This window comes from Reticulibacter mediterranei, from assembly GCF_016587455.1.
Window position 1 is genome coordinate 3708183 of record NZ_BNJK01000001.1, and the last position, 24693, is coordinate 3732875.

Here is a 24693-nt window from a genome sequence, read left to right on the forward strand (position 1 = left end):
ACCTCTTGCTCGCCGTTGAACAAAGTTGTTATATATCTTCCATTATAGCCTCTGCTCCTCAGGTTTGTCTACACGAAAAGCACATAGTTCCAAAAAGTATAGCGATCACTAGCGTTTTCTAGTACGAGCTAGGATTTCCCTTTTTGGGTTCGTGAGGAGACAACGACGAACCTCACGGGATGGACTACCAGGGATGCGAGCACCCCCTTACCATCCTCTACCGCCCTTGCCTCCGAGAAGGCGTCAGGGGCTACTTTGCGTATCATGTTGCCAGCACCATTAATGTCGGCATTGATCAAACGTCCATCAGATGCGCGGTACAGTCCACGCTTGATGCGCTTCCCGGAAAAGTGGTGCTTTTCATTAGGCTTGCTTGGATCATGCACTGGCAACGGGTCCAGGTCCAAGAGTGACGCCTTTGACGTGTAGGACTCTTCAGTGAGCTTGACAGCAATACCAACTAGTTCCGCTTTGTAGGTCAGCATAGCGATGAAACGAGCATGCGGGATTTGCACGAAATGTTGATTGGTACGCTTGCCCATAGTGCTGTTTTGCTTCCACCCATCATTTTTCCCGATGCCCAACACGCCGATGCCCTCTTTCACTAATAAATCAACAATTCGGCGACTCACCGTGTGCATATACTGATCTATGCGCCTGTTTCGTTTGTTCGTCAGGCGTTCCATCCGCCTAGTTGTGCCTTTCCGTCGAAGCTGGCCCTGTAGCTCTGCCTTCCGCTTGTTATAGAATTGGTTGACACTTTTGGCTGGACGCCCGTTAACGACTACCGACTGAAAGCCGGGTTTGTTTGAGGTTAGCGCCACCAGGTTATTCATCCCAATATCTATGCCAGCGTAGTAAGTAGGGGTCACTTCCGCTTGCTGCTCTTCTTCTGTGTACAGTAGGGTAGGCACCCCGGCGAGGTACTGTATCAGCCCTTTTCCGTGTGCCCCCCTCCGAACCGTGCTGACAATTTTCACTGTACACGGCTCTCCAGTAGTTCTTTCCAAGATGTGCCTCGTTCCGTCAGTCGTTGATCGATTGTTCCCTGATGGATCGCGAGATGACAGGTCCGGCAGGCCACAATGGTTTTTCTCCGGCGTGCTATCATGTAGCGTTTCCAGTTCTCCATTGTTTTTCGCCCTCTCTGGTTCAGATCTGCTAGTTTGTGGACATGGTGGACTTCAACCTTCTCCCGGCTCCCGCAAAGTTCACAGGTGTCTGCTAGTAGCCGTTCGAGTAGTTCGGTCCTCTGGTTCCAGGTTTTAGGCGGCTGGTCATTAAGAATTGCCAGGGGTTTTCGTATCAGTGACAGACCCCCAAAGCGCGCAATAAGTGGAGGTTTTCCATTGCGGGCGACCTTGACTTCCAAACATCTGAGAGTTTTCCCCTCTGGTGTGGTTGTTTTGGTAACATATCGCTGGTGGATTTTCTTGCTGCTGATTTTGTGCTTGTTCGCAAGCGTTCTCAGCAACGATCCCCACATCACCCACTGGAGCCGATACAAGGTCGAGACATTGTATGCCAGTTGATAATATTGCACGATGCCCCGATATTCCGCTTGGTAAAGGGCTACAATCGTGTAATCACTTTGAACGAGATGTTCTCGGCGGTCTACGATTTTTCCTTTGCGCATGTATCGGGCGATCTTCTTCTTGAGAACGTCTGTTGGTACTCGTAAACCAATGCGTCCGTTAATTCGGCGGCGTCCAGCGGTATGCTGGTTGTTTTCTTGTTGGTTTACGATGTCGTAGCCGAGAAATCGCGCAGTCCCGCTTACCGCATGCGTGATGAGCGTCTTTTCTTCGGAGAGGGTTAGTTTGAGGTGTTCATGTAACCATGCTCCGATGGCTTGCTTGATTTGTTCTGCTTCGGCTTTTGTACCTGCAAATCCTAGTAAGAAGTCATCTGCGTACCTCACATATCGGAGTCGTCTGTAATTTGGATCATTCGGATCTTTCGCCGGGATTTGGTTTCGTTGCTGCTTGAGCCGCTTCACTTCCTCTCGGTTCTCTTCCTTTTTCATACGCCCGATTTGCTTGGTCAGCTTTTTCCATTGGAGGTGTTCCTTGCGGGTTTTCCCCCGTGTGCATGCCGGAATGAGTGTTTGGACAATATATTGGTCCAGTTCGTTCAGGTAGATATTCGATAAGAGCGGGCTGACCACCCCTCCTTGTGGTGAACCGCTCAATGTAGGATGGTACGTCCATTCTTCTAAATATCCTGCCTGTAGAAGCCCCTGGATCAGCCACAAGAACCGCTCATCTTTGATGGTTTTGCCTAGTATGTCGATTAGAATACCATGATCTATGGTGTCGAAATACTGTGCGATATCCCCTTCGATGAACCACCGTGTTCCCGTCCATTGATGTTGTATCGTTTGGAGTGCGCTATGACATCCTCGTTCGGGCCGAAAGCCGTGGGAACAGTCGGAAAACTGTACATCGTAATACGCTTCGAGAATGCTGCGTATGACCTCCTGTAAGAGTTTATCCGACCAGGATGGAATGCCGAGCGGGCGCATTTTCCCATTCTTTTTGGGTATTTGTACCCGGCGTACAGGAGTCCATCGAAAGGTTTTCGCCTGGAGTGAGACGATGAGTTGTTCGATTTTCTTCTGTGACATCTCATCCACAGTTTCATCGGTGCTTCCTTTGGTCATTGCGCCATTATTGGCGTAAAGGCGTGCATAGGCACGCAGGTAGAGATCCTTGTTGTACAAGAGTCTATATACTCGTTCCAGTGGCAACCCTTGTTTTCCGCGTTCTTGGATGATTGTTAGGATCGTTTCGGCAGTACGCATCTCGCGTTTCCTCTTTCCTTTCAATCTGAACTACCTAACCCCTTCACCCTGTCATCGGTTTTCCCGATGTCCGTGGCGGAGCGTGACTTCCGCGATTACTATGGGGTTTCCGTGACCTTGGGGGTCGCCCCCTTTAGGCCATCCCGCGTTCCGTTGGATAAAGACGTTTCGAGTCGTCCGTAGGTCGTCCGTTTGTCCTTCAAGTACCCCGTTGGTAGCTCCATCACCGTTAGGGATTACCCCGGCAAGTCGTCAACCCGATGGTAAACGGTGAAACTGGTTTCAGGCATTTTTCCAGCAACGTCGTTCTGCGTATGGACAGGACTAGACTTTAAGCAGTTTAGCTTTAACCTTAGACAACGGCTTTTGCGGCCCTTCGATACGCAATGCCTTTGTATCTTATCCGCTTTCACATCATGCTGCTTTCCGCCATTGGTTTCCCTCTGACGTTAGATGCGGAAGCCAACAACGTTTCCCTAGTTGTTGCCCTCTGCGAGGGCGATCTTTATCCGCGTGACGCGGCGCACCGACTTCCACGACGTAAAAGCCCTTGCGGGGGACAAGACGCACCTGATCGACATGCTTTTGTTTTGTCTCCACCACGATGGGTACACCAGAGGGCTGAATACGTCCTCGTATCCCTTTCTTGCTCTGCCCTCCCTTGAGCGCCTGAAGGGTATAGACGAGCAAGTTGCGGCCTTCCGTTTTGTGCTTATACTCCGGGAGCCTAGGACGCCCAGTGAACTTGGAAGGATCTTCACGGTAAGCATCACGGGCTTTGAAGAAGCTGTCCCAATCGTGAGCCAATTGCATAAGTACCTGTTGACTCACCTTCGCCGGAAGCGCCTTATATGCCTCATGTAACTTCATGAGCTTGTGTGTGGCATTGTAGGTAAGGTACTTCCCCTCGAAGATATAGGATTGGCGAATGAGATAGAGAGCAGCGTTATACAAGTTTTTCGACGTGAAGGCCGCCTCGTCGATCACTGCAAAGCGCGGGTCGGCTCGATCAATGATGTGCTGTTCTGTCAACTGCATCGTGCTGCTCTCTTTCTTACATTGATGGGTCTATTTACATAATACTGATGCCTGCAATTTCTGCATGGCGAGGACGTATCTGGTACTAGTAGTACTTCTGCCACGAGTCCGAACAGCTTCCGAATCTCCTGAAAAGAGAGAGCTTGCCCGTCGAACCCAAGATGGAGACAGATAACGGTACGCAACTTAGGAGAAAGGGTGTCAAGCAGCGCGCTTCTAGCTGGATGTGGCGCTCGGCATCCTCTTGTGGAGGAGGAAGTACGACTTTCAAACACTAGTTTCTAATACTCAAATCCCGAAAAGTGTTGTATATAGTGTTAGAGAAAAACAATGTGTTACCCGCCCTGATTGTAATGGAGTTGAACAGTAACGACGACATCATGAGAGAGGCATGGTTCACAACCATAGATGTTTATTTTCGAGAAAGCGAGGCTTTGCATGCGACCTTATTCGCCCCTTAAAGCTGCATGGCGTCTTCCCCCTTTTGTCTTATTTCTTAGCATAACATTCTTGCTGGCGGCATGCGGCGGAGGAAACGCCAACACCGCGCCTACACCCTCCGGCACGCCGGCACCAGCGGCAAGCCAGATTTTAAAGCTCCCCAACGTGGGCACATCCGATCTGCGCACATTAGATCCCGCGCAGGGACCGGACGCAAACTCGGCGGTGGCTGTGAGCATGATCTATAGCGGGCTGGTGCGTACCGACAAGAACCTGAACATCGTTCCCGATCAAGCTACCTGGCAAATATCGCCTGATGGCAAAACCTACACCTTCAAGCTCAAGCCTGGCCTGACCTTCTCCGATGACACGCCCGTTACAGCTCAGACCTACGTTTATACCTGGACAAGAGCTTTGCTGCCAGCGGTTGGATCGCCGGTTGCCTCCTTCTTTGCCGCCCCTATTGTCGGCTCAGACGAGGTAGCCAGCGGCAAAAGCAAGACGCTGGCAGGCGTCAAGGCGCTCGACGACCAGACGTTACAGGTGAAGTTGAAGCAGCAAACGCCCTACTTTCTGGCGGCCCTGACCACCTCAGTTTTTTATCCCCTTAATCAGAAAGTGATCGAACAGTTTGGACAGGCCAACTGGACACAGCATGTGGCTGATGCAGGCGTTGGCACCGGCCCGTTTATGGTGAAGGAGTGGCAACATGACGTTCGCATGGTCTTCGTGCCTAACCCTCACTACTACGGCGGCAAGGCGCGTCTGAGCGAAGTCGATATGTATTTTGTCAACGATCCCTCCACGTCGTTCAAGGCCTACCGTGCGGGACAGTATGATTTTATCTGGAACATCACTCCAGCCGATCAACAAATGGCGAAGGGGCAACCGGGCTTCTCGCGCACGGCGCTCTTGCAAACGGACCTGCTTTTCTTCGATAACACAAAGCCACCGTTCGATAACGTTGCGGTACGTCAGGCGTTCGCATATGCCACCGATAAAAATGCGCTGGCAAGCTCCGTCTTGAAAGACGCGGTGACGCCAGCGCAAACCATCATTCCTCCCGGCATGCCCGGTTATCAGCAAGACTATCCCGGCCTGAGCTACGATAGCAACAAGGCGAAATCACTGCTGCAATCGGTCTATCCTGACGTAACCAAAGTGCCATCAATCACCTTCTCGTATCCCAGTTCTCAGGTCAGTTCCGCAGAGGCATCGGCCCTCCAGGGCATGTGGCAGACCGTGCTGGGTGTCCAGGTCAAACTGCGGGCGGTGGAGTTAAACGCCTACAACGACGAGACCGCTAAACATCTTGTGCAGTTCGGCTTTACGCAGTGGAGCGCGGACTTCCCCGATCCCTACGACTGGCTGACGCTTAACCTGCTCTCGACGGCCGACAACAACAACGGCCAGTGGCACAATGCCGGGTTCGATCAAACGGTACAGCAGGCCGAAAAGACGATGGGCGAGGATCGCATCACGCTCTACAACAAAGCCGAGCAGATCGCCATTTCGGACGTTGGCTGGCTCCCCCTGGATCATCAGTCGATGGCCGCAATCATCCCTTCAAAAGTGCATGGCGTGACCGTCAATGGCAATGGTCTCTTTTTCGGCGATTGGTCAGATGTCTACTTATTGCAACGTTAACTCTTTTGGTCGTAGTACTCTGTCAAACTTCAATCACACATTGGAAAGACAACCGGATATGGTAGGGGCGACGGCTTGTCCTCGCCCAATGTGGCCCCTCATCGCGCCTATGGAGGCGGGCGAGGACAAGCCGTCGCCCCTACCATATCCGGTCCCAACCCACAGGATGTTCTGGATGCACCAACGAATGAAGATTGACAGAGTAGTAGTGGAGCGGTTTATCGCGGGGGGAGCTTGTGGAGTGTTCCCGCGATAAATCGCTCCACTACGAAATCATCAAACTCATAAGTACCCGAAAAGGTTATTCCAGGCAACATTGTCTTGAAAGCTGCTCAAAAGAAGTGATATACTGAAGCAAGAGCAACAATTTCATAAAGCCCGTCCCATGTTCTCACAACTTGGGCGGGTTTTCGCATTGCAGGGCTATTTGTTACTCAGGTTCTAATAGTAAGCTCTGCTTGCGTTTTACTCATATACTGAATGGCTGTTGTGCTGGATAGTTGGGAGAAGCGACGACGCTTCACATGCAAAGTAGCATAATGGTCTAAGATAGGCCACTATCAAGGAGGTTTCTTTTTTATGGCTATTGATATCATGAATCCTTATGAAATGGCAGTTGCGCAGTTTGAGGACGCCGGGCGGCGTCTTGGTCTCTCTCAAGCGATGCGCGCAATACTGAGCAAACCTAAACGAGAATTAACGGTCAATTTTCCTGTACGCATGGATAATGGGGATGTACGTATGTTTACGGGGTACAGGGTACAGCATAATATCAATCGTGGTCCGGCAAAAGGTGGTATTCGGTATAGTCCCCAGGTCTCTCTCGACGAAGTTCGCGCGCTGGCAATGTGGATGACGTGGAAATGTGCAGTAGTTGGCATTCCCTTTGGTGGGGCCAAAGGTGGTGTCATTTGCGATCCCCATCAAATGTCCCATGCAGAACTGGAGCGCCTCACCCGCCGCTATGCCACCGAGATCTCTATCCTGATTGGACCCGATAGCGATATCCCAGCGCCCGATATGAACACCAATCCCCAGGTAATGGCCTGGATCATGGATACCTACTCCATGCACAAAGGGTATTCGGTGCCAGCTGCCATCACTGGTAAGCCACTGGCGATCGGTGGCAGCGAGGGACGCCTGGAGGCCACTGCTCGCGGCGTGCAATTTGTGACGCGAGAAGCTATGCGGGATCGCGGCATGAAGCCGGAGGAGACAACCGTTGTCATTCAAGGCTTTGGCAACGTTGGCAGCATCACCGCGCGCCTGATCAGTGAGATGGGCTGCAAAGTGGTGGGTGTCAGCGATATCTCAGGCGGCGTTTACAATCCTGCGGGCCTGGATGTCTATAAGACGTTACGCTATTCACGCGAACATGGCGGTCTGAAAGGTCTGCCGGGGGCTGAGGCGGTGACAAATCAAGAGCTGCTCGAATTGCCCTGCACCGTGCTTATCCCGGCGGCACTGGAAAACCAGTTGACGAGAAGTAACGCTCCCCGCATTCAGGCGCGCATGATTATCGAGGCGGCCAATGGTCCCACGACGCCCGAGGCCGACATGATCCTGAATGAGCGCGGCATCCCGGTGATCCCCGATATCCTGGCGAACGCCGGCGGTGTCACGGTCAGCTACTTCGAGTGGGTACAGGATCTTCAACGCTTCTTCTGGGCTGAGAACGAGATCAACAACCGCCTCGAATCGATCATGACCCGCGCCTATCGCGCCATGTGTGATAAAGCAGAGGAGCAACAGGTCAATCTCCGCCTGGGTGCGTATCTGCTTGCCGTGGCACGTGTGGCCGAAGCGACTGAGATTCGCGGCGTCTACCCCTAAGAATCAGTCATTTGCAGACATGGGCGCTCTTTCTGGCAGGAAGAGCGCCTCTACCCCCTTTCATTACGAACCATTTTGCTCAGTTTTGGCTATAAAAACCCATCATGGGTGTAGATTTACCAATTCCACAGTGAAAAGCCGGGCCAATAGTCACAATTTGTTGTCACCCTCCGTTCTCTATGCTAGGATGCATATCACACAGCCAGTTTTTCTACACAGTCAGTTGATCTCTCATTGTTGAATATTCTTTTAAGCGAGATGGCGCAATGAAACGTCCCCATTTGCTACGAGAAATTGTTGAAATCGTCGCTATAACCGTTCTGTTCTTTTTCCTCATCCGTCTGCTGACCCAGAGCTATCATGTAAACGATGCTAGCATGCAGCCGGGATTGAGTGCCGATAGCTATGTGATGATTAACAAACAGGCCTATCTTTTCCGTCCCCCCCAGCGCGGCGACGTGATTGTCTTTCACCTTCCCACCAATACCAACATCGATTATATTCGCCGCATCATCGGTCTGCCCGGCGATACCGTGCAAATCGATGGTACACAGATCAAGGTCAACAATACAGTGTTGCGGGAACCCTATGTCAGTGCGAGCGCCACGCCTATCGTCAATACCTGGAAAGTTCCTCCCGATCAATATTTTGTGCTCGGAGATAATCGCCCCTCTAGCGAGGATTCGCGCTACTGGGGACCAATTCCGAAAACGTATATTGTGGGTAAAGCGATCTTTGTCTACTGGCCTACCGACAAATTAAAGATCATAGATACGCCAAACCTCGCTCCTTGATGTGGAGAGAGATTGTCAGGGTCCGGCCCTTGTCACCTCGACTGTTCTCCTTGTACACTATCTTCTGTACACACATGAGAACGTCGTTTGCTTTAGTTAGAGAAGGTACATATGCCAACCCTGACCAACCTTCTGCTCTTTGCACTGGCGGCATTGGGTCTGCTGCTTATCCCTGGCCCCTCCGTTGTTTATATTGTAACCTGTAGTGCCGCTCAGGGGAAACGAGCTGGCTTTGCCTCTGTCCTGGGTATCGAGATGGCTGGATTACTCCACGCTGCTGCTGCGGCGCTGGGACTCTCCGCGCTGCTGCTGGCTTCCGCCCTCGCCTTCAACGTGGTGAAATATCTCGGTGCAGCCTATCTGATCTATCTGGGTATCCGCACACTGGTTACACGTGAGAAACAGTCACAGATCGTCGCAACGCCATCTAAAAGCTTTACACAGATCTTTTTGCAAGGTTTCCTGGTAGATCTGCTCAATCCCAAAACAGCCCTCTTCTTTTACGCTTTCCTGCCCCAATTTGTCGATCCCAGCAGGGGTTCGCCGGTCGCGCAAATGCTTATACTTGGCGTGCTGTTCGAGCTGGTCGGCGTCTGTACTGATAGCCTCTATTCGCTACTTGGTTCGGCAGCCGGTCGCTGGCTCACTCAGAACAGTTATATCCAGCGCTGGCAACGCTATATTACTGGCAGCATCTACATCCTGCTTGGCGTCACGACCGCTGTGACCGGCTCCGAGAAGCGCTAGTGTTCAAGCTCAACGTTTCACGTGACACATCGCATGAATTCTCTCGGCCCCCTCAATCGTGAAAGAGAGAGAAAGGGAGGAAGAAAGGACAACAGTATGCAAATACATCTTATTCTGGTTCCTTACGATCTTGGCCGCGAAAACTACGGCATGGGCAAGGCTCCCCTGCTCTATCGACAGGCTGGCGCGGAACAACTGCTCGCCGATAATGGACATACGGTATTGGTGAAGCGTCTGCACGTGGAAGAATTGCCAGCGGAACAGCTACACGCCTCCGTTGCCATCAACAAACTGGTCGCACATGCGGTTGAAGAGACCCTGGCTGCCAATGCCTTCCCGCTGATCCTGGGTGGCTCGTGCGATCTGAGCCTGGGCATCCTGGGAGGTTTCGATCATGCAAAGACTGGCATTATCTGGCTCGACGCCCACGCCGACTTCAACACGCCCGAAACGACCGTGAGCGGCTACTTTGGCGGTATGCCTCTCGCTATCGCAACTGGACGCTGTTATCAAGATTTGTGGTCGCAGATCGGGAATAGCGCTCCAGTGACAGATTCACATGTGGTGATGGTCGGAGTGCGCGACGTGGACGAACAGGAACAGATACAGCTCACAGAGTCGGCCATCACGGTCCTGCCAGTTGAGACCTTGCAACAGGAGCAGCCACAGTCACGACTACAAGAACTGGCTACCGATGTACGCGACATCTATCTGCACTTCGATCTGGACGTACACGATGGGCAAAACATGCCCGGCTTCGACTTTCCCGTCCCGGGCGGTCCCACACCACAAGAGGTGGAGCAAGCCATCCATACCATCGCGCATTATCTGCCCATCAAAGCAGCCGCACTGACCGCCTACAATCCTGATCGTGATCCCGAGCAAAAAACGCTCCAGACGGCCCTGAACATGATCGCCACCATCGCAGAAGCGGCACAAACGCGATAAACGAATTATACCGTCGTAGTCGAGCGATTGATCGCGGGGCGCGCTTGTCGTTCGTTTTCCCCGCGATCAATCGCTCGACTACGACATCCTGGTTAAAGCTCACGCGTCGCGAATGGCCTCTTCTACATGTTTCAGGCCGTGATAGCGCAACAGCCAGGCACCATAGTGCATGCCGCCACCAGCCGCAGGGAGAGCCATCCATTCTCCCTCGTGCAGATTGCCCTTGCGCAACGATTCAACCAGCGCCATACCGATGCTCGCATTGGAGAGGTTGCCATAATAGCGGAAATGATCGGCTATTTTTGTGCTGGTGGACTCGGGCCATTGATATTCGGAGATCAAGACCTCGCCCACGCGCTGTAAAATACGCGAATTGGCCTGGTGCGCAATGATATGGGTGAGATCGTCCGGGTCAAGCTGAGCATGCCTGCACAGCACATCGACGCACTCCGCCATCGCTCGTGGCGCTTCACGATAGACCCGCTTCCCGTTCATGCTCATGTAGCCTACCATGTATTGCGCAAGCAGGCGATTGACCTCTTCCATCTTTCCCTTCTGATACATATGCAATATCTCATGATCGATGGCCGCCATCGCTGCTGCCTCGGTGCGCAGAGGAGTTTGATAGCACAAAATAGCAGCGTGCCGCGCATCGTATCCGTTGATGATGTAGGTCTCATCCTCTTCGCTATCGCTACGCTCCAACAAAAACGCGGAGGCTCCCTCACCAAACAAGGAACTGGTTTTCCAATCCAGAAGATGGGTAGCATTGGCAAGCAGAGATTCAGCAGCGATGATCAGCACCAGACGAGCGGTACTTGCCGCCAGCACTTCGGCAGCCATCTGAAAGATCTCAGTATCGCAGGCACAGGCGCCCTTGAGCGTCGAGGCGCGCACGGGCCTGCATCCCAGCCGAAGCTGTACCAATCCTGCTATCGTCGGGAATGCTTCGTTATCAGAGGAGGAGGCGGCAAGGATCGTGTCGATCTCCGAGGCATCGCGCCCTGCACTTGCCAGGGCGCGTTGCGCGGCAATCACCGCCATATCGACAAGCGATTCTTCAGCAGGTGCCTCGGGATCATCAATCAGGCCCGGAGCATCAGCGCCCGCAATCTGGCGGCAGAGATTGAGCGTGCTGGCTCGTACCCGTCGTGTCTCCAGGCCGGTTGCTCGCTCAAGGTCTTTGGCAGAACGCGAGCTGCCGAGGCTGGTGGAGATAGCGGCAAAAAAATCGTTGGTGATCAGTCCTCGCGGAGCGTACATCCCCAGCCCTACCAGGCGCATTTTTGCCTTTGTATAGATGTCCGGGACGATATACGTGTATTGTGGCCAGAGACCGGTTGTGGTGAGAGCCATACGTTATGTACTATCCTACCCATCTTTCATTTTCAATGCAATACGATATCTGGTCTCAGTATAATGGAAAGTATTTATCCGCGCAATATTGATGTGACTCTCTAAAAAGAGTCTATGGCAAAGTCGGCCAAATCGGACTATGATAAGAAGGGAGAAAACACCTGCTACGAATGGTGGAGACGAAAAATGTAGTAGTGGAACACACTTCGTTCGTTCTATCATTGAAATCCATAAATATCCTATTTTTAAGGAGTTGTTACCCATATGCAAACTATCACTAATAGCACAAGCAAAAAATGGTCTGATTTACGTGGACTGGTGGTCTATGTTCCTAAACAGGGAAAGTCATTAGGTACTGTCGAAGATTTCTTTTTCAAAGAAGGAACCAACTCTGTTGGTTCGCTGCTGGTGCGCACTCGCGTTCACGGTAGTTATTCCCTGCCCGTACGAGCACTGAAAACCCTCGGCGGGGGCCGCGTGACCATCGCTAACGAAAATATGCTGATCAAAGCCCTACCCCCTCTGCCCACCAGCAAAGACTTGATCGGGCGCAACGTCATCGGAGAGAACGGAGACAAGGTGGGAACAATTGGCGAGATCTGGCTGAACATTGAGCCACTCACCGCAATGAGGATCGCGGGCCTTGAGCTGGCTGGATCAGATGGACGTTCACAACGCCACGCCAAACTCTTCACCGCCGATTCCATTGCAACATACGATGACGATACCATGATCATCCACGATCAGATCGCCCGAAGATTGCGCTAACACAAAGATTATCCGTTCCCACGTAGCGACAATCCCTTGCGGTTGTCGCTACGTTTACATTTCTCCGCGCAAGCGGGCAACCTGCGTTTCAGCCTCGCGAGCCTCTTTACGGCGACGCAACTTCTTGAGCGCTTCGGCCTTGCGCTGCCAGTTATCGGGATCTTTCGGAGACAGATTGATCGCCGCTTCCGCCGCCTTCAGCGACTCCTCAAAACGGCCCAGTTGTTTGAGAACCAGCGCCTTATTGTGCAGCGCAGAGACCATCCTGGGGTTGATCTGTAGCGCACGTTCATAGGCTTCTAAAGAGCGCTCATACTGTCCAAGCTGGTAGAAGGCGTTACCCTTGCCATTCCAGGAAAGATGAGCGTTCGGATTGATCCGCAGCGCGCGATCATAGGCATCCAGCGCCCAGTCGTAGCGCTCCATATGGCAGAGAACGCTGGCCTTGCCGTTCCAGGCAGAAGCATAACGCGCATCGATTCGCAGCGCCTGCTCATAGGATTCAAGCGCCTCGCTATAACGCCCCAGATCGCCAAGCACATTGCCGCGACGATCCCAGGCCTTCACAAAATTACGGTCGATTTTGAGCGCACGATCATAGACATCCAGAGCGCTACGGAGCTTGCGCTGAGCATAGAAGACGTTGCCCAGGCCAAAGAGCGCGGGAGCATAGTTTGGATTGCGTTTGAGCGCCTCCTGATACGCCTGATATGCATCGTTGAGGCGACCCATCTCATATAAGACCAGCCCCTTACCATTCCAATACACAGCAGAGTTAGGATCGAGGCTCAAGGCCTGCTCAAAAGCCCGTAACGCTTCGGGATTGCGCTTCAGCTGGCGCAACACCAATCCCTTATTGCTCCATGCCTGGGCCATCTGCGAATCGAAATGGAGCGCGAATTTAAAAGCTTCCAGCGCCTGCTCCGGCTGACCAAGCGCACTTAATACTGCACCTTTCCCGCTCCATGCAACGGCGTTGGTTGAGTCAAGCTTAATCGCTTGCTCAAAAACGTCCAGCGCCTCTTTATTGCGATGCATCATATTGAGCGCGGCCCCTTTTCCGTTCAAAGAGGTCACAAGCGACGAATCAAGTTGTAAAGCACGCTCGAAAGACGAAAAGGCCGCGCTATGCTGTCCATTGAGCGCCTGCGTCAGTCCACGTCCCTGCCACGCCTCTGCATTTAAACTGTCGGTCTGGATCACCTGATCGTAGACGGTCAGCGCCTCTCTGACGCGCCGCTGCGTATACAATTGATAAGCATCCTGTAGCAGACGACGAGAGCCGGAAGTGAGGGGAGCCGCTGGCGTCGTGGCGTACGATGAGGTGGTCGCATATGAAGATGGCGTGCGGACCGGATTGAGAGGCAGCGTGCCGCTGATGCGCTGCTCATCGACGCGGCGCAATACCGTTAGCACCTCCTGCGCGCTGGCGGGGCGCTTCTCCGCGTCCATATTCAACATCTTTTGCAGCAGATCGTTCAACTCGATAGGAACCGAGGAATTGATCTCAACGGCTGGTCGGAAGAAAAATGGTTGTTCGCTGGGATCAACACTGGTCAAGAGGCAGTGGAGCAGTGCGCCAAGGCTGTAAATATCGGAGCGCGGCGTACTCTGTGCCTTTCCGTACTGCTCAGGGGCAGCGAAGCCTGGAGAGCCAAGCGCAACCGTATCGTGCGACTGGCCCGGCTTAAAGACACGGGCAATACCAAAATCAATCAGGAAAACATGCTTGCCGCTACTAATCATGACATTCGATGGTTTGAGGTCACGAAAAATGATCGGCGGCTGCTGATTGTGCAGATAGTCCAGCACATCACAAAGCTGCTGTGCCCAGGACAGAACATATTCGAGAGAGACGGAGCTGCCATTCTCCTTCTCCAGATACTCCTCTAACGTCTGCCCTTCGATAAAGTCCATGACCAGATAGGAGCGCTCATTACCGGTGAAATGGTCATAAATACGAGGCAGATTGGGATGTGTCAACTTTGAAAGCAAGCTTGATTCGCGCTCAAAGGCGTCTTCTGCCTCCTGTGCATGAGTAGAAGATAGCCCGGCGCGGCTCATCTCTTTAATTGCGATAGGGCGATTATCAAAACGAGTATCGACTGCTTTATAGACTGCCCCCATTCCGCCCTGGCCGATACGAGCAATCAGTTCATAGCGACCGTTCAATAACGTCTGTTCAGGCAAAGAGCCTGTGGTATGACGGAATGGGAGCGGCGCGGCACAATACTGGCAGAAGCGAGCCGTCAATACATTCGCTGCCCCACAGTTCTCACAGAACTGCTCCTGCGTTGCCATAAATTCTATTTACCCGCTCTTTTGAATATTCTCAACGTATATATCTATTAAACGTGATACAACAACCAGGGTTGCGGATCACTGAAAATTTCCCACGAAATATCATTACCCCATATTATGATAGCACAAAATGAGTACGCTCTTAGCGGCTGGTCTGCTTTGTCTGCTCTATCACCCGCCACAAATGCAGCCATTCGTCAACGCTCAACGTCTCGGCGCGCCGGCTGGCATCGATATTGGCAAGCTTCAACCATTCCCGCACAATCTCATTCTTCTGGTGCAGTCCGTGCGTCAAAGAGTTATGCAACTGCTTCCGTCGCTCGCTGAAACCAGCCTGCACAACGCGAAAGAACTGGTCGCGTTCGGCATGAGAAAGAGGAGCCTGGGGATCAACTTCCACCCGCAGAATAGCCGAATCGACTTTAGGCGCGGGATAAAAAGAGCGAGCCGGAACCCGTGCAATCAAGCTGGGACGCCCGTAAAACTGCACACTTACCGCCAGCAGGCTTAAATCGCCCGGCTCGGCGATGATGCGCTGCGCCACCTCCAGCTGAACCATGACCACCAGCAGGCGTGGCGGATTCTCGCTTTCCAGATAATGGCGAAACGTTGGCGCGGTAATATAATAGGGCAGGTTCGCCACCAGCTTATAGGGTTCATGCCCGAAGAGTTCGACGGGATCAACGAAGCGCAGGTCACGCTCAAGCACCTCAATATTCGTAAAAGCGCGCGTCGTCTTTGCCAGCAGCGTCAGCATATCCCGCTCCAGCTCGACCGCCACAACGCGCCGTGCATGCCGGGCCAGCTCTCGTGTCAACACACCGGTTCCCGCGCCTGCCTCTAAAATCGCATCATCAGGCGCGATCTCTGCCGCCGCCACGATCTGTTCCAGAGCTGCACGATCAATCAGAAAATTTTGCCCAAAGGATTTATTCGGACGCGTACCATGTGCCAGCAACACAGATCGCAGCACATGCACATCGGTAAGATCAATATCTTTTTCTATGTCTCTAGTATAGTCTGACAATCTCTCTTCTCTTATCCGTCGTAATTGTTTTTACTCTAACAGAGCCAGTTAGCGCTGTCAATGCAAAACACAGCATCTAATCAAAGCGGCGGGCATGAAAGCGATTCCAGCGGATAGGAATACCTAACATCCTCAAAACAATCAGCGCTAGAATAGCCAGAGCTGCCAGTATACCACCAATGATAAAAATGGGCAGGAGGAGAGCCACCGCCAGCACGCCCAGTATCACCAGCAACATAGAGACCAGGAAGGGTAGGATATGCAGCACCACAAGAATACCTAGAATGATGGCCGACCAGCGTATCAAGGGATTCTGCCAGGGCGATGAATACGCCGTTCGCTGATGCAGGCGTGATCGCTGCTGATACCAGGGGCCGTAGCGCTGTTCAGGAGGAGGACCAGCTGCGAAGCGTTCATGTGAGCGAGCCTGTGATGATGAGCGGCGGTCATCCTGTGCGCGATAAGCATACTGCGGCGCAGCATCCTCAACAACGTCATCAAACGTTGATGGGTGCTCTTCTTTCGGCACCTCGCCGCTCTTGCGAGAATACGCCTCTCTCCCTCGCTGCTGTCTACTACGTCTTTCCGGTTCTTGATAAAATTCTTGCTGATTCATGCTGCATTCCTTCGACTCTGTGGAACCCCTCTACTTACCATTCATCTTCTCCCAACGTTTCGTAGTCGAGCGATGTATCGCGGGGGAGATCGCACGACCAGCTTCCCCGCGATACATCGCTTTACGAAAGGGGGATTACTGATAACTCTCTACTAATATAGTACGAATGCATTAGAGGATAGTTGCACCGTCCATCGGTCATATTTGCGAAACAAAGTTGGGCACTAAATCGTTATAATGATGTGTTGTATCTTATACCCACCGTAGCCGGTCAAGCTTCTTGCGAAGTGTTGGCTTTCTATCGGTGTATCTTTCGAATTGAACCATTACAAAATTTATTGTTATGATCGAAAAATTATTTGAAGGGACGCTAAGGATAGTGCAAGCACGTCAAGGCCACGAGGAAGGTTAGTATGTCTATAGAAGATAAAAAGAATAATGAAAGCCTTGAAGAAGATACTGCTAAACATCAAGCCGTTTCCGGCGGCGCTCGTAAGGATAAAAAGCAAAGGCAGCCCTCATCATCCAACAACAATGAGCGTACCCCTGAGCCAAAGACAAACGAAACGTCTCGTGAGCAGCACCCACCAGAACAAACAAACAAGCCTTCTGTAACCACTCCAGAGGCATCAAAAGAAACGCCTGCCACACCAGATGAGGCTCCAGTGCGCAAAAATATTGAAAAGGCCGATCAGCCAGAGGTTTTCACTGAAACAAAATCTGCTGATGCTAAAACGCCAGAGGCTAAAGCCCCACCAATACCTCAACCATCCGTGCCAAAGACTCCTCCGCCTGCCATCCCTAAGCGGCCACAGGCGAAAAAGAACCAGGGAGCTGCCATTGTTCCCCGGCGACCACAGGCGAGAAAGGCAGCTACGCCTCCAATAACTCCTCCCCCGCCACAACAGGAGGAACAACCCGCGTTTCTTCCTGCCGACAAAAAGGCAGAGCAACCAGATGAGGCAAAAAAACATGTTGCCGACATGCCCACCACAGCTATTCCCGCCAGCAAACAGGGAGAGCACCAGAGCAAAGCAGAAAGCGCTCAGCCTGATCTTGCTCAAAAGGAGCCGGAGGAAAAAAAAGATGGGCCAGTTCCGTCTAAACAGAAAACACAGGCAAAAGACATCACAGAGCAGCCGACTACTGCTATGTTTGAGCAAAAGGCAATAGAAGAGCCAGCCGCGCCCGTTAAACAGGAAAAGCATATCGCCGATATGTCTACCGCCGCTATCTCTAAGAAAGAGGTGCAGGAACAGCTCGCAGCGGCGAAGGCAAAGAAAGAACTGGAGGCCAAAGCCGGACGCGTCACACCCAAACCTGCGGCCACGAAAAAGGATATCGCGGAACAATCGACGGTAGCGATGCCTGAACAAAAGGTGGGAAAGCAGAACGACACAAAACCGCCTGCGACGCCTCCGGTTGAACCGGCGAAGCAAAATGGCGAAAAGCTGTCCGAGCCAGCCAAGCCAGAAAAACACGTTGCCGACATGTCCACCGCCGCTATCTCTAAGAAAGAGGTACAGGAACAGCTCGCAGCGGCACGAGCACAGAAGGAAGCTGCCAAGCTACCACCTCCTGAACCGGAGTCCACGAATGGCACGCACAAAAAAGCGGTAGCCGTTCTTACTCGACCTCCAGCCCCACCAGCAGGCGTCGCGGTAACTACAACACGACCTGATGCTATTAGCCAGCATCGCATGCGCGTTAATCGTATGTTGATACGCAAAAAGCGACACGAGCGCACAAAGGATGTAGCTCCGCGCCTCGTCACGGTTGCAGCGGTGATCCTGATCGTCTTCACCACCCTGTTTTCGGCAAGTGCCGGTGCCGCCTATGGCTACTATCAAGCCCAGCTCCCGCTGCTCGACGGTATCGCAGGACATTCGCTCTTTCAAACCACTCATATCTATGACCGCAACGGTAAACTGATTTATGAGCTATACGATCAACAATTGGATCGTGGTCGGCGTACCTATGTAAACTACAAAGACATTTCGCCGCTGCTTGTCGATGCCACGGTAGCAATCGAGGACCGCACCTTCTGGACGAACGATGGCGTTGATCCAGTTGGCATCGCGCGCGCATCATTTGCCATCGCCCAGAGCGGCGATGTGCAGGGCGGCGGCAGTACCGTCACGCAGCAGTTGATCAAAAAGCAACTCTTCGACAATCAGCCGCGCACATTCCAGTTGAAAATGGAAGAGGCACTGCTTGCAGCCGGACTTACCCAGCAATATCCTAAATGGAAAATCATGGAGATGTACTTGAACACCGTCTACTACGGTAACATCAACTATGGTGCTGAGGCGGCTGCTCAGGACTACTTCGGTCTGATGCCCAAATGCGATAAAAACCGCTGTGTACCAGCTGTAGCCCAGCTTGATCTCGCTCAGGCTGCAATGTTGGCTGGTCTGCCACAAAGCCCGACCTACTACGCTCCAACCACCAACAAACCGGTTGCACTGGTACGTCAGAAGGCCGTTCTGCAAGCAATGGTCGATACGGGCAAGATCACCCAGGCACAGGCCAACAAAGCAGCCGACGAAATGGCAAAGTACAAGTTCATCTCACATTTTGCGGAGCGGCGGGCCAGCAGACAGGCACCGCATTTCGTCAACTACGTCATCGACCAATTAACCAACCTGTTAGGAGCGCAAACGCTGGTTTCCGGCGGCTTTAACGTCTACACAACGCTGGATCTGGATTTGGAAAAAAAGGTCGAGCAGATTGTTTACAGTAAGCTCTATCAGCAGCAGAACGATAACTACCTCGGCTTTTATGGCATCTTGAGCCGCGATAAAAACGTGAACAACGGAGCTGTGATGGTGATGAATCCGGCAACTGGCGAAATTCTGGCGATGGATGGTAGCGCCAACTACAACGCCAATAATCCCAAGATGAATGGACAGGTTAATGCAGCTCTTTCCGTGCGCCAGCCTGGATCATCGATGAAACCCATCGTCTACGCCACCGCGTTTGAGATGGGCTGGTCGCCTGGTATGATCATTCCCGACCATCAAACGACCTATCCCTATCCCGATCCGGCACCGCCAAAATACTATACGCCGCACAACTACGATAACAAGTTTCATACTGACTATCCCATGACGGCTCGTACAGCGATCTCGAACTCGTTTAATATTCCAGCACTCGATACGGCGATGTTTACGGGCATCCCCAACATCTTAAACATGGCGGGCCGCCTTGGAGTGCCAGAAATCGGCAATCTGCCACCGAATCAGGTCGGCGTATCGATAGCTCTTGGTGCGAAAGAGGCTTCGTTGCTGCATATGACCAACGCCTACAGCACCTTCGCTAATCAGGGCATGCGCGTGTCGCCAACCTCTATTCTGGAAATTACCGATAACCAGGGTCGCCCACTCTACAAATATGACACGAGCCATCCAAAGGGGACACAGGCTATTGGCTCAGATGTCGCCTTCATGGTTAGCAGCATGCTCTCCGACAAAGCCGCTCGCTATCACGAATTTGGCCCGGGCAATCCGCTTGAGCTTGATCGTCCTGCCGCCGCCAAAACCGGGACGACCGATAACTTCGCTGATAACTGGACGATTGGTTACACGCCTCATCTGGCGGTGGGCGTCTGGGTCGGCAACAGCAACAACGAGCAAATGTATGATGTCACTGGTATTACTGGTGCTGGTCCCATCTGGCATGATGTGATGGATTACGCCAACCAGCGCTACAAGCTTCCGCCGGACGATTTCGTCAAACCGAAAAACGTACATGCCGGAACGGTCTCAGCAACAACCGGGCTGGTGCCACGACCGGGCGAAACAACCGTCACCGACTGGTACATCGACGGCACGCTGCCAACTATTCAGGGAAGCAATTACTCCATACCCGTGAGCTGCAAAGGCAAGAAGTGCAATAACAAGAATAACGATAACGGAGGGAATAACAATAACAACGACAACAATAACTAAATAGGGGAGGCGGACTCTTCCGCTCCATGACAATAAATAGTTGTTTGCTTTCTTTATCACCCCACGCGTACAATGAGTATGCGTGGGGTGATTTGGCAAAGAATGAACAGGGAGGAGATTATGGCATCAGAACAGAACAACAATAGCGAAGCCCCTGAAACCAGCTTTCGCCCGTTGACGCGGACGGAACGACGCAACCTCTGGCTGCAAACCTACGGCAAGCAAGACATGGCGCTACAACTCTGGGTCAGGTTGGCGGAACAACAAAATCAAGAGTTTGAAGTGATGTTTCAAATGCACGGCCTGCTGGTCTTTGGTCAGTTGGTCAGCACGCAGACATACGCACAGTTTCACATCGATATTTACGAAAACATGTATCGGCAAGAGGCACCTGAAACGGCAGATTTTTTGCGCGAGTACTATAGCGCCCTGGTGCCCCCACCCGAACAGCCGGAGATCGGCCCCGAAGGGCTACCCATCCTCTATCAATATGTCCATTTGCGCGATACCACGATTCTCAACGCAGGCCATCGCACGAAGCTCCCCTACTGGCGCGGCAAGATCAGCGAGATCGACGCCTTTGTACTGGGAGCAACTCCCGGAGAATAAGCGTTCGACGCGCTCATTGGCGCGTCGAACGATCCTTCCTGCTACGTGATCCATAGGTGTTGACCAGTTGCAGCACCCAGGCGTAGACCTGCAATGTTATTTGCCGACTCCAGACATAGACCTGTAATGCTCGCTGCCGGCTCCACTGATACATTCGCTGTAAGTAGGGCTGGATTTGCTGTATCCACGCTTGTAGTCGCCTCTCCCAGCGCTGTAGTCCCGTTTGTTGCAACTGCGTGCCGGGCAGCGGTGTCCGCACAGAAGCCAGCATAGGAGCTTGTCTGGCGGGAGACGCGATCCGTGGCTCTGTTTCCATCACCTTTTTCACAACCGCCTCAAACTTGGCGCTATTGTCTCGCGCAACAAGCGGCTCGTGTAGCGGTGCATAAGGAGAGATATGCTGTTGGGCGGCGATTGCCCCCTTCACCACACCGGAAAATGACTCGCCTTTCCTGACGCCGCCAAAATTGGGCAGCTCCGGCTCAGAGGCTATTGTTGGCGTCACACTTGGCATTTCCCCAGTTACCTGCTTCTCTATGACGTTGCGAACAATGGAATCGAAAGAGAGCGGCTTTTGTAGCACATTGTTTGCGCTTTGACCAGTCTCCTGATACACAGGCGAATCGGGCTGTAGTATGGGTGGGACCGGCGAGACCGGCTGCTCAGTTGGCTGATCGGTTTGTGCGCTCTGGAACGCCTGTGGCAACCAGGAGGGAAGCTCCGGGAATCCTGCAACTGGTTCACTAACTGATGCGGCCTGGACCGATTGCGCAGATTGGACTGGCTGCGCAATGGTCGCTTTGTTGAAGGGCTGTGGTATCCAGGTCGGCATTTCTGGAAAGCTCATCTGATGATCGCTGCCAATAGATGCCGGGGCTGCCTGTGCCGTTTGAGCCGGTTTCGAAAGGGTCGATTGTCGGAAAGGTTCGGGCAACCAGGAAGGGAACTCTGGAAACTCGCCTGGCTCATCGTCGGGCATGACAGGCGCTGGCGGCTGTGGAAACGGCGTTAAATTATCTTTGTGCCGCGTCTGAGTGGTTGTATGCGCAAGCAATGACTGCTGGGCAAACCCGGCTGGCGGTTGCGGAAACGGCGTCAGATTATCCTTACGCCCGGCACGCGCTACCGGCTGCTGTGCCTCGCTCTGAAGCGGGGATAAGTCGATCTGCGGCTGAACATTTTGAGCCGGCAATGGTCCGCTCTCCGCGCCTTCATCGGCCTCTTCCTCCTCCGTCCAGCGCTTACTCCAGGGGGCAAGCCAGGTGATATCCGGGCCTTCATCGCTTTTGCCACTCGCTTTCCAGCCAAACTCCAGGGCGTCGAGAAATTCTGCGCAGGTGGCGGGGCGACTTTCTGGTCGTTTTGCCAGACCACGCATCAGTACCTGTACAACCTCTAGCGGAATGTAGGTATTGAACTGGCGCGGCTCTGGCGGCTGCTCTTTGACCTGACGAGCAAGCGTCTCATATGAAGTTTTGCCCTGGAAGGGGAAGCGTCCCGTGAACATTTGATAGGCAATGACAGCCAGGCTGTAGCGATCGCTGGCGGCCTCTTCCGCTCCCTCGATCAATTCTGGAGCCATATATTCTGGGGTTCTGTACTCAGGACGAGCACTCCCGAGATGGCTGGCAACGCTGATCATTTTCACAGCGCCAAAATCAGAGAGTTGCAGCCAGCCCTTGCGCAAGAACATGTTTTCGGGCCGCACATCGCGATGCAACACGTGTTTGTGATGGGCGTAATCCAGGGCACGCGCAGCCTGCCTGAGATAGCGTAAGCTTTCGTAGACGGGAAGCATCCCTTTCAGCGTTTGCATCCGTTCGGCAAGAGTTCCACCTGGAACGTAGGGCGTCACCAGATAGGGCATCACCTCTCCGTTATCGGTCTCCTGCTCGCCAAAGTCCTGAATAGCAAGAATGTGTGGATGCTCCAGAGCAGCAACGGCACGGGCCTGTGCAGCAACATCGTTCAGATAAGCCCGATTGCTTGCCGGAACAGTAGGCAGCATTTTAATAGCAACCTTCTGCTGATTTTGTTCATCAATCGCCTGGCAGACAACACAACCATTGCTCTGCCCAAGCAACTGTGTTACCTGATAGCGCCCGATTTTCTTACCTTGCCAATTGCCCATAGTGCTCTCCATGAAATATATCGTTCCTCCATACAGCTATCTGCTATTCTGCGTTAGACATGCTTTTTATACAAGTTTTATGAATTTATGGTGATGATCTCCCCTGTTTCATAGTCGCGCAGGTGCGGAATTGCGCGATAAATCGCGCGGCTACGATAGGAAGAAGATTAGCGCATTATCTTTTTTTCAGATCATATGAATACAGTATTCCAGGGGTATAGACAAGCATACGGTGAACGGGGTCTGGCTATGCCAGATCCCCGTATCCATTATAGCTTGCAGTGTGTCAAAAGAGAACGTTTTATGGATTAATCTGTACCAATGTACCAATCGAAGCCCAACTATAGAGCCATGCTGCGGCTTTAAGCGGGATTGTCACGCAGCCATGAGTACCTGTGAGCCAACCACTCGCGGGATCGTAATGATTGACGTTTGTGCCAGGACCATAGACGCTACGCCACCAGGAGTCATGGATAAAGAAGCCACCAGTCCTCCATTCGAGCGCATAATTGATATGAGTGGGCGGATAATAGTAAGGAGATCCCTGCGGCCAGGGAGACGTGAAGGTGGTCGGACTAAGCTTAGCAAAGACAGAATACGTGCCGGTGGGAGTACTCAGGTCGGGTTGTCCGGTAGTAGCTGGCGTATTATAGACGAGCGAGCCATTATTGTACGCATACAACCATTGTTTAGAAATGCTGACCACAATTGTTTTGCCACTAGCAAGCGAGGCTGCATGTGAAGGGAGAGCAGTTTGCGGGCTAAGCAGCAAGAACAGAGCCATCAGCAAAGAGAGGGAGGCGATGAATAGCAGTTTGCGAATGGAAGAGCACATGGATACTCCTTTCTAGTAGCGACAATCCCTTGCGGTTGTCGCGGGGAATGACCACCTCAATTCTGAGTATACATGCAAGATATTTGCAAACACAAGTGTTGCACGCATAAAAAAAGAGATACACCATTATGAGAGACAATGGTGCATCCCTTCTATATATTAGAAAAGAGATAACTGTTGCGGTGGCTCCTCACGGGACTTGGGAGGCCGGGGCAATTTGCGCGGAGATTCGCTGGCTATACGTTCGGCTTCCGCAATGATGATCGGGATCTTTTTGAAGTCATCGCGGATCACGTTTTTGAGATCGGGTTTATGCAAACCAGCAGCGGGATGATACATCGCAATGCAAATATATCCATCTTTCTTGCGGGCGCGGCCATGAATCGCGCTGATCTTCTCGTTGCCAAAGAACTTTGTCATCGAATAGCGACCAAGCGTCACAATAACATGTGGTTGGATTGCGGCAATCTGACGATTGAGATATTCATCGCAGGCAACAATCTCTTCAGGGAGGGGATCACGATTATTCGGGGGACGACATTTTACAACGTTCGTAATAAACACATCGGAGCGTTTCAGATTAATGCTGTCCAGCAGTTCATCAAGAAATTGTCCGGCAGGCCCAACGAATGGGCGACCCTGTCGATCTTCTTGCTGACCCGGTCCTTCTCCAATAAAAAGCACCTTCGCCTGGGGATTGCCTTCGCCTGGAACAGCTCTCGTACGACCTTTACAGAGATTACATTTTGAACAGGTAGAAACCTCAATGGCTACCTCTTTCAGCATCTCCTCCGACGACATACAACATTTCCCCTTTTCCTAGAAAATAAATGGGCATCAGCAATCAGG

18 protein-coding genes are annotated in these 24693 nt (G+C 52.4%); 8 read left to right on the plus strand and 10 right to left on the minus strand.

What is annotated here, in order from left to right; genetic code table 11:
• Positions 1-128: 128 nt before the first annotated feature.
• From K3T83_RS15925 to K3T83_RS15935, 3 genes are all read right to left on the minus strand, one after another.
• The gene (locus K3T83_RS15925) at positions 129-980 is read right to left on the minus strand and encodes an RNA-guided endonuclease InsQ/TnpB family protein (protein WP_220203950.1); all 852 of its coding nucleotides are present in this window, start codon (positions 978-980) and stop codon (positions 129-131) included.
• Positions 977-2803, minus strand: coding sequence for a reverse transcriptase domain-containing protein (locus tag K3T83_RS15930; protein ID WP_220203951.1), 1827 nt, complete (start codon positions 2801-2803; stop codon positions 977-979). The genes K3T83_RS15925 and K3T83_RS15930 overlap by 4 nt, the downstream gene beginning before the upstream one ends.
• Before the next feature lie 414 nt (positions 2804-3217).
• Positions 3218-3841: a hypothetical protein gene (locus tag K3T83_RS15935; protein WP_220203952.1), complete on the minus strand. Its 624-nt coding sequence runs from the start codon at positions 3839-3841 to the stop codon at positions 3218-3220.
• A gap of 438 nt (positions 3842-4279) precedes the next feature.
• On the opposite strand from K3T83_RS15935, the gene K3T83_RS15940 reads away from it, so the two are divergent.
• The 5 genes from K3T83_RS15940 to K3T83_RS15960 all read left to right on the plus strand — a co-directional run bounded on the left by K3T83_RS15940 (position 4280) and on the right by K3T83_RS15960 (position 10251).
• Positions 4280-5929, plus strand: coding sequence for a peptide ABC transporter substrate-binding protein (locus K3T83_RS15940; protein WP_236064909.1), 1650 nt, complete (start codon positions 4280-4282; stop codon positions 5927-5929).
• Between the two features lie 579 nt (positions 5930-6508).
• Positions 6509-7762: a Glu/Leu/Phe/Val family dehydrogenase gene (locus K3T83_RS15945; protein WP_220203954.1), complete on the plus strand. Its 1254-nt coding sequence runs from the start codon at positions 6509-6511 to the stop codon at positions 7760-7762.
• Positions 7763-8028: 266 nt separating this feature from the next.
• Positions 8029-8556 (plus strand): signal peptidase I, encoded by a 528-nt coding sequence (gene lepB / locus K3T83_RS15950; protein WP_220203955.1) that lies wholly within the window; start codon positions 8029-8031, stop codon positions 8554-8556.
• Positions 8557-8667: 111 nt separating this feature from the next.
• A complete protein-coding gene (locus K3T83_RS15955; protein ID WP_220203956.1) occupies positions 8668-9303 on the plus strand; it encodes a LysE family translocator in 636 nt (211 codons plus the stop codon).
• 96 nt (positions 9304-9399) lie between these two features.
• Complete coding sequence (locus K3T83_RS15960) at positions 9400-10251, plus strand: arginase family protein (RefSeq protein ID WP_220203957.1); 852 nt, start codon at positions 9400-9402, stop codon at positions 10249-10251.
• Positions 10252-10350: 99 nt separating this feature from the next.
• Here K3T83_RS15960 and K3T83_RS15965 read toward each other — a convergent pair whose 3' ends face one another.
• Positions 10351-11607 carry a 3-oxoacyl-ACP synthase III family protein gene (locus K3T83_RS15965; protein ID WP_220203958.1) on the minus strand — a complete coding sequence of 419 codons (1257 nt, stop codon included), beginning with the start codon at positions 11605-11607 and terminating at the stop codon, positions 10351-10353.
• Between the two features lie 264 nt (positions 11608-11871).
• Between K3T83_RS15965 and K3T83_RS15970 the strand changes: the two genes are divergently transcribed.
• Positions 11872-12375, plus strand: coding sequence for a PRC-barrel domain-containing protein (locus tag K3T83_RS15970; RefSeq protein WP_236064910.1), 504 nt, complete (start codon positions 11872-11874; stop codon positions 12373-12375).
• A 54-nt stretch (positions 12376-12429) separates the two neighbouring features.
• Here K3T83_RS15970 and K3T83_RS15975 read toward each other — a convergent pair whose 3' ends face one another.
• The 3 genes from K3T83_RS15975 to K3T83_RS15985 all read right to left on the minus strand — a co-directional run bounded on the left by K3T83_RS15975 (position 12430) and on the right by K3T83_RS15985 (position 16319).
• Positions 12430-14676, minus strand: coding sequence for a serine/threonine-protein kinase (locus K3T83_RS15975; RefSeq protein WP_220203959.1), 2247 nt, complete (start codon positions 14674-14676; stop codon positions 12430-12432).
• Between the two features lie 142 nt (positions 14677-14818).
• Complete coding sequence (rsmA, locus tag K3T83_RS15980) at positions 14819-15703, minus strand: 16S rRNA (adenine(1518)-N(6)/adenine(1519)-N(6))-dimethyltransferase RsmA (RefSeq protein WP_220203960.1); 885 nt, start codon at positions 15701-15703, stop codon at positions 14819-14821.
• A 76-nt stretch (positions 15704-15779) separates the two neighbouring features.
• Entirely contained in the window at positions 15780-16319 is a 540-nt protein-coding gene (locus K3T83_RS15985; RefSeq protein WP_220203961.1) for a hypothetical protein, read from the minus strand.
• A 413-nt stretch (positions 16320-16732) separates the two neighbouring features.
• Here K3T83_RS15985 and K3T83_RS15990 point away from each other — a divergent pair, with 413 nt between their 5' ends.
• Both K3T83_RS15990 and K3T83_RS15995 read left to right on the plus strand, forming a co-directional pair.
• A complete protein-coding gene (locus K3T83_RS15990) occupies positions 16733-20269 on the plus strand; it encodes a transglycosylase domain-containing protein (protein ID WP_220203962.1) in 3537 nt (1178 codons plus the stop codon).
• 120 nt (positions 20270-20389) lie between these two features.
• Positions 20390-20878: a GvpU-like protein gene (locus K3T83_RS15995; RefSeq protein WP_220203963.1), complete on the plus strand. Its 489-nt coding sequence runs from the start codon at positions 20390-20392 to the stop codon at positions 20876-20878.
• 13 nt (positions 20879-20891) lie between these two features.
• On the opposite strand, the gene K3T83_RS16000 is transcribed toward K3T83_RS15995, so the two are convergent.
• From K3T83_RS16000 to K3T83_RS16010, 3 genes are all read right to left on the minus strand, one after another.
• On the minus strand, positions 20892-23009 hold the full coding sequence (locus tag K3T83_RS16000) for a serine/threonine protein kinase (RefSeq protein WP_220203964.1): 2118 nt from the start codon (positions 23007-23009) through the stop codon (positions 20892-20894).
• 301 nt (positions 23010-23310) lie between these two features.
• A complete protein-coding gene (locus K3T83_RS16005) occupies positions 23311-23844 on the minus strand; it encodes a L,D-transpeptidase (protein ID WP_220203965.1) in 534 nt (177 codons plus the stop codon).
• 159 nt (positions 23845-24003) lie between these two features.
• Complete coding sequence (locus K3T83_RS16010) at positions 24004-24645, minus strand: uracil-DNA glycosylase (RefSeq protein WP_220203966.1); 642 nt, start codon at positions 24643-24645, stop codon at positions 24004-24006.
• Positions 24646-24693 lie beyond the last annotated feature (48 nt).

Bases quoted from the DNA above. Each gene is read 5' to 3' on its own strand.
- K3T83_RS16010 (WP_220203966.1), bottom strand. From the start codon at position 24,645: ATGTCGTCGGAGGAGATGCTGAAAGAGGTAGCCATTGAGGTTTCTACC.
- K3T83_RS15990 (WP_220203962.1), top strand. From the start codon at position 16,733: ATGTCTATAGAAGATAAAAAGAATAATGAAAGCCTTGAAGAAGATACT.
- K3T83_RS16000 (WP_220203964.1), bottom strand. From the start codon at position 23,009: ATGGGCAATTGGCAAGGTAAGAAAATCGGGCGCTATCAGGTAACACAG.
- K3T83_RS15965 (WP_220203958.1), bottom strand. From the start codon at position 11,607: ATGGCTCTCACCACAACCGGTCTCTGGCCACAATACACGTATATCGTC.
- K3T83_RS15940 (WP_236064909.1), top strand. From the start codon at position 4,280: ATGCGACCTTATTCGCCCCTTAAAGCTGCATGGCGTCTTCCCCCTTTT.
- K3T83_RS16005 (WP_220203965.1), bottom strand. From the start codon at position 23,844: ATGTGCTCTTCCATTCGCAAACTGCTATTCATCGCCTCCCTCTCTTTG.
- K3T83_RS15935 (WP_220203952.1), bottom strand. From the start codon at position 3,841: ATGCAGTTGACAGAACAGCACATCATTGATCGAGCCGACCCGCGCTTT.
- K3T83_RS15975 (WP_220203959.1), bottom strand. From the start codon at position 14,676: ATGGCAACGCAGGAGCAGTTCTGTGAGAACTGTGGGGCAGCGAATGTA.
- lepB (WP_220203955.1), top strand. From the start codon at position 8,029: ATGAAACGTCCCCATTTGCTACGAGAAATTGTTGAAATCGTCGCTATA.
- K3T83_RS15945 (WP_220203954.1), top strand. From the start codon at position 6,509: ATGGCTATTGATATCATGAATCCTTATGAAATGGCAGTTGCGCAGTTT.
- K3T83_RS15930 (WP_220203951.1), bottom strand. From the start codon at position 2,803: ATGCGTACTGCCGAAACGATCCTAACAATCATCCAAGAACGCGGAAAA.
- K3T83_RS15970 (WP_236064910.1), top strand. From the start codon at position 11,872: ATGCAAACTATCACTAATAGCACAAGCAAAAAATGGTCTGATTTACGT.
- K3T83_RS15985 (WP_220203961.1), bottom strand. From the start codon at position 16,319: ATGAATCAGCAAGAATTTTATCAAGAACCGGAAAGACGTAGTAGACAG.
- K3T83_RS15995 (WP_220203963.1), top strand. From the start codon at position 20,390: ATGGCATCAGAACAGAACAACAATAGCGAAGCCCCTGAAACCAGCTTT.
- K3T83_RS15955 (WP_220203956.1), top strand. From the start codon at position 8,668: ATGCCAACCCTGACCAACCTTCTGCTCTTTGCACTGGCGGCATTGGGT.
- K3T83_RS15960 (WP_220203957.1), top strand. From the start codon at position 9,400: ATGCAAATACATCTTATTCTGGTTCCTTACGATCTTGGCCGCGAAAAC.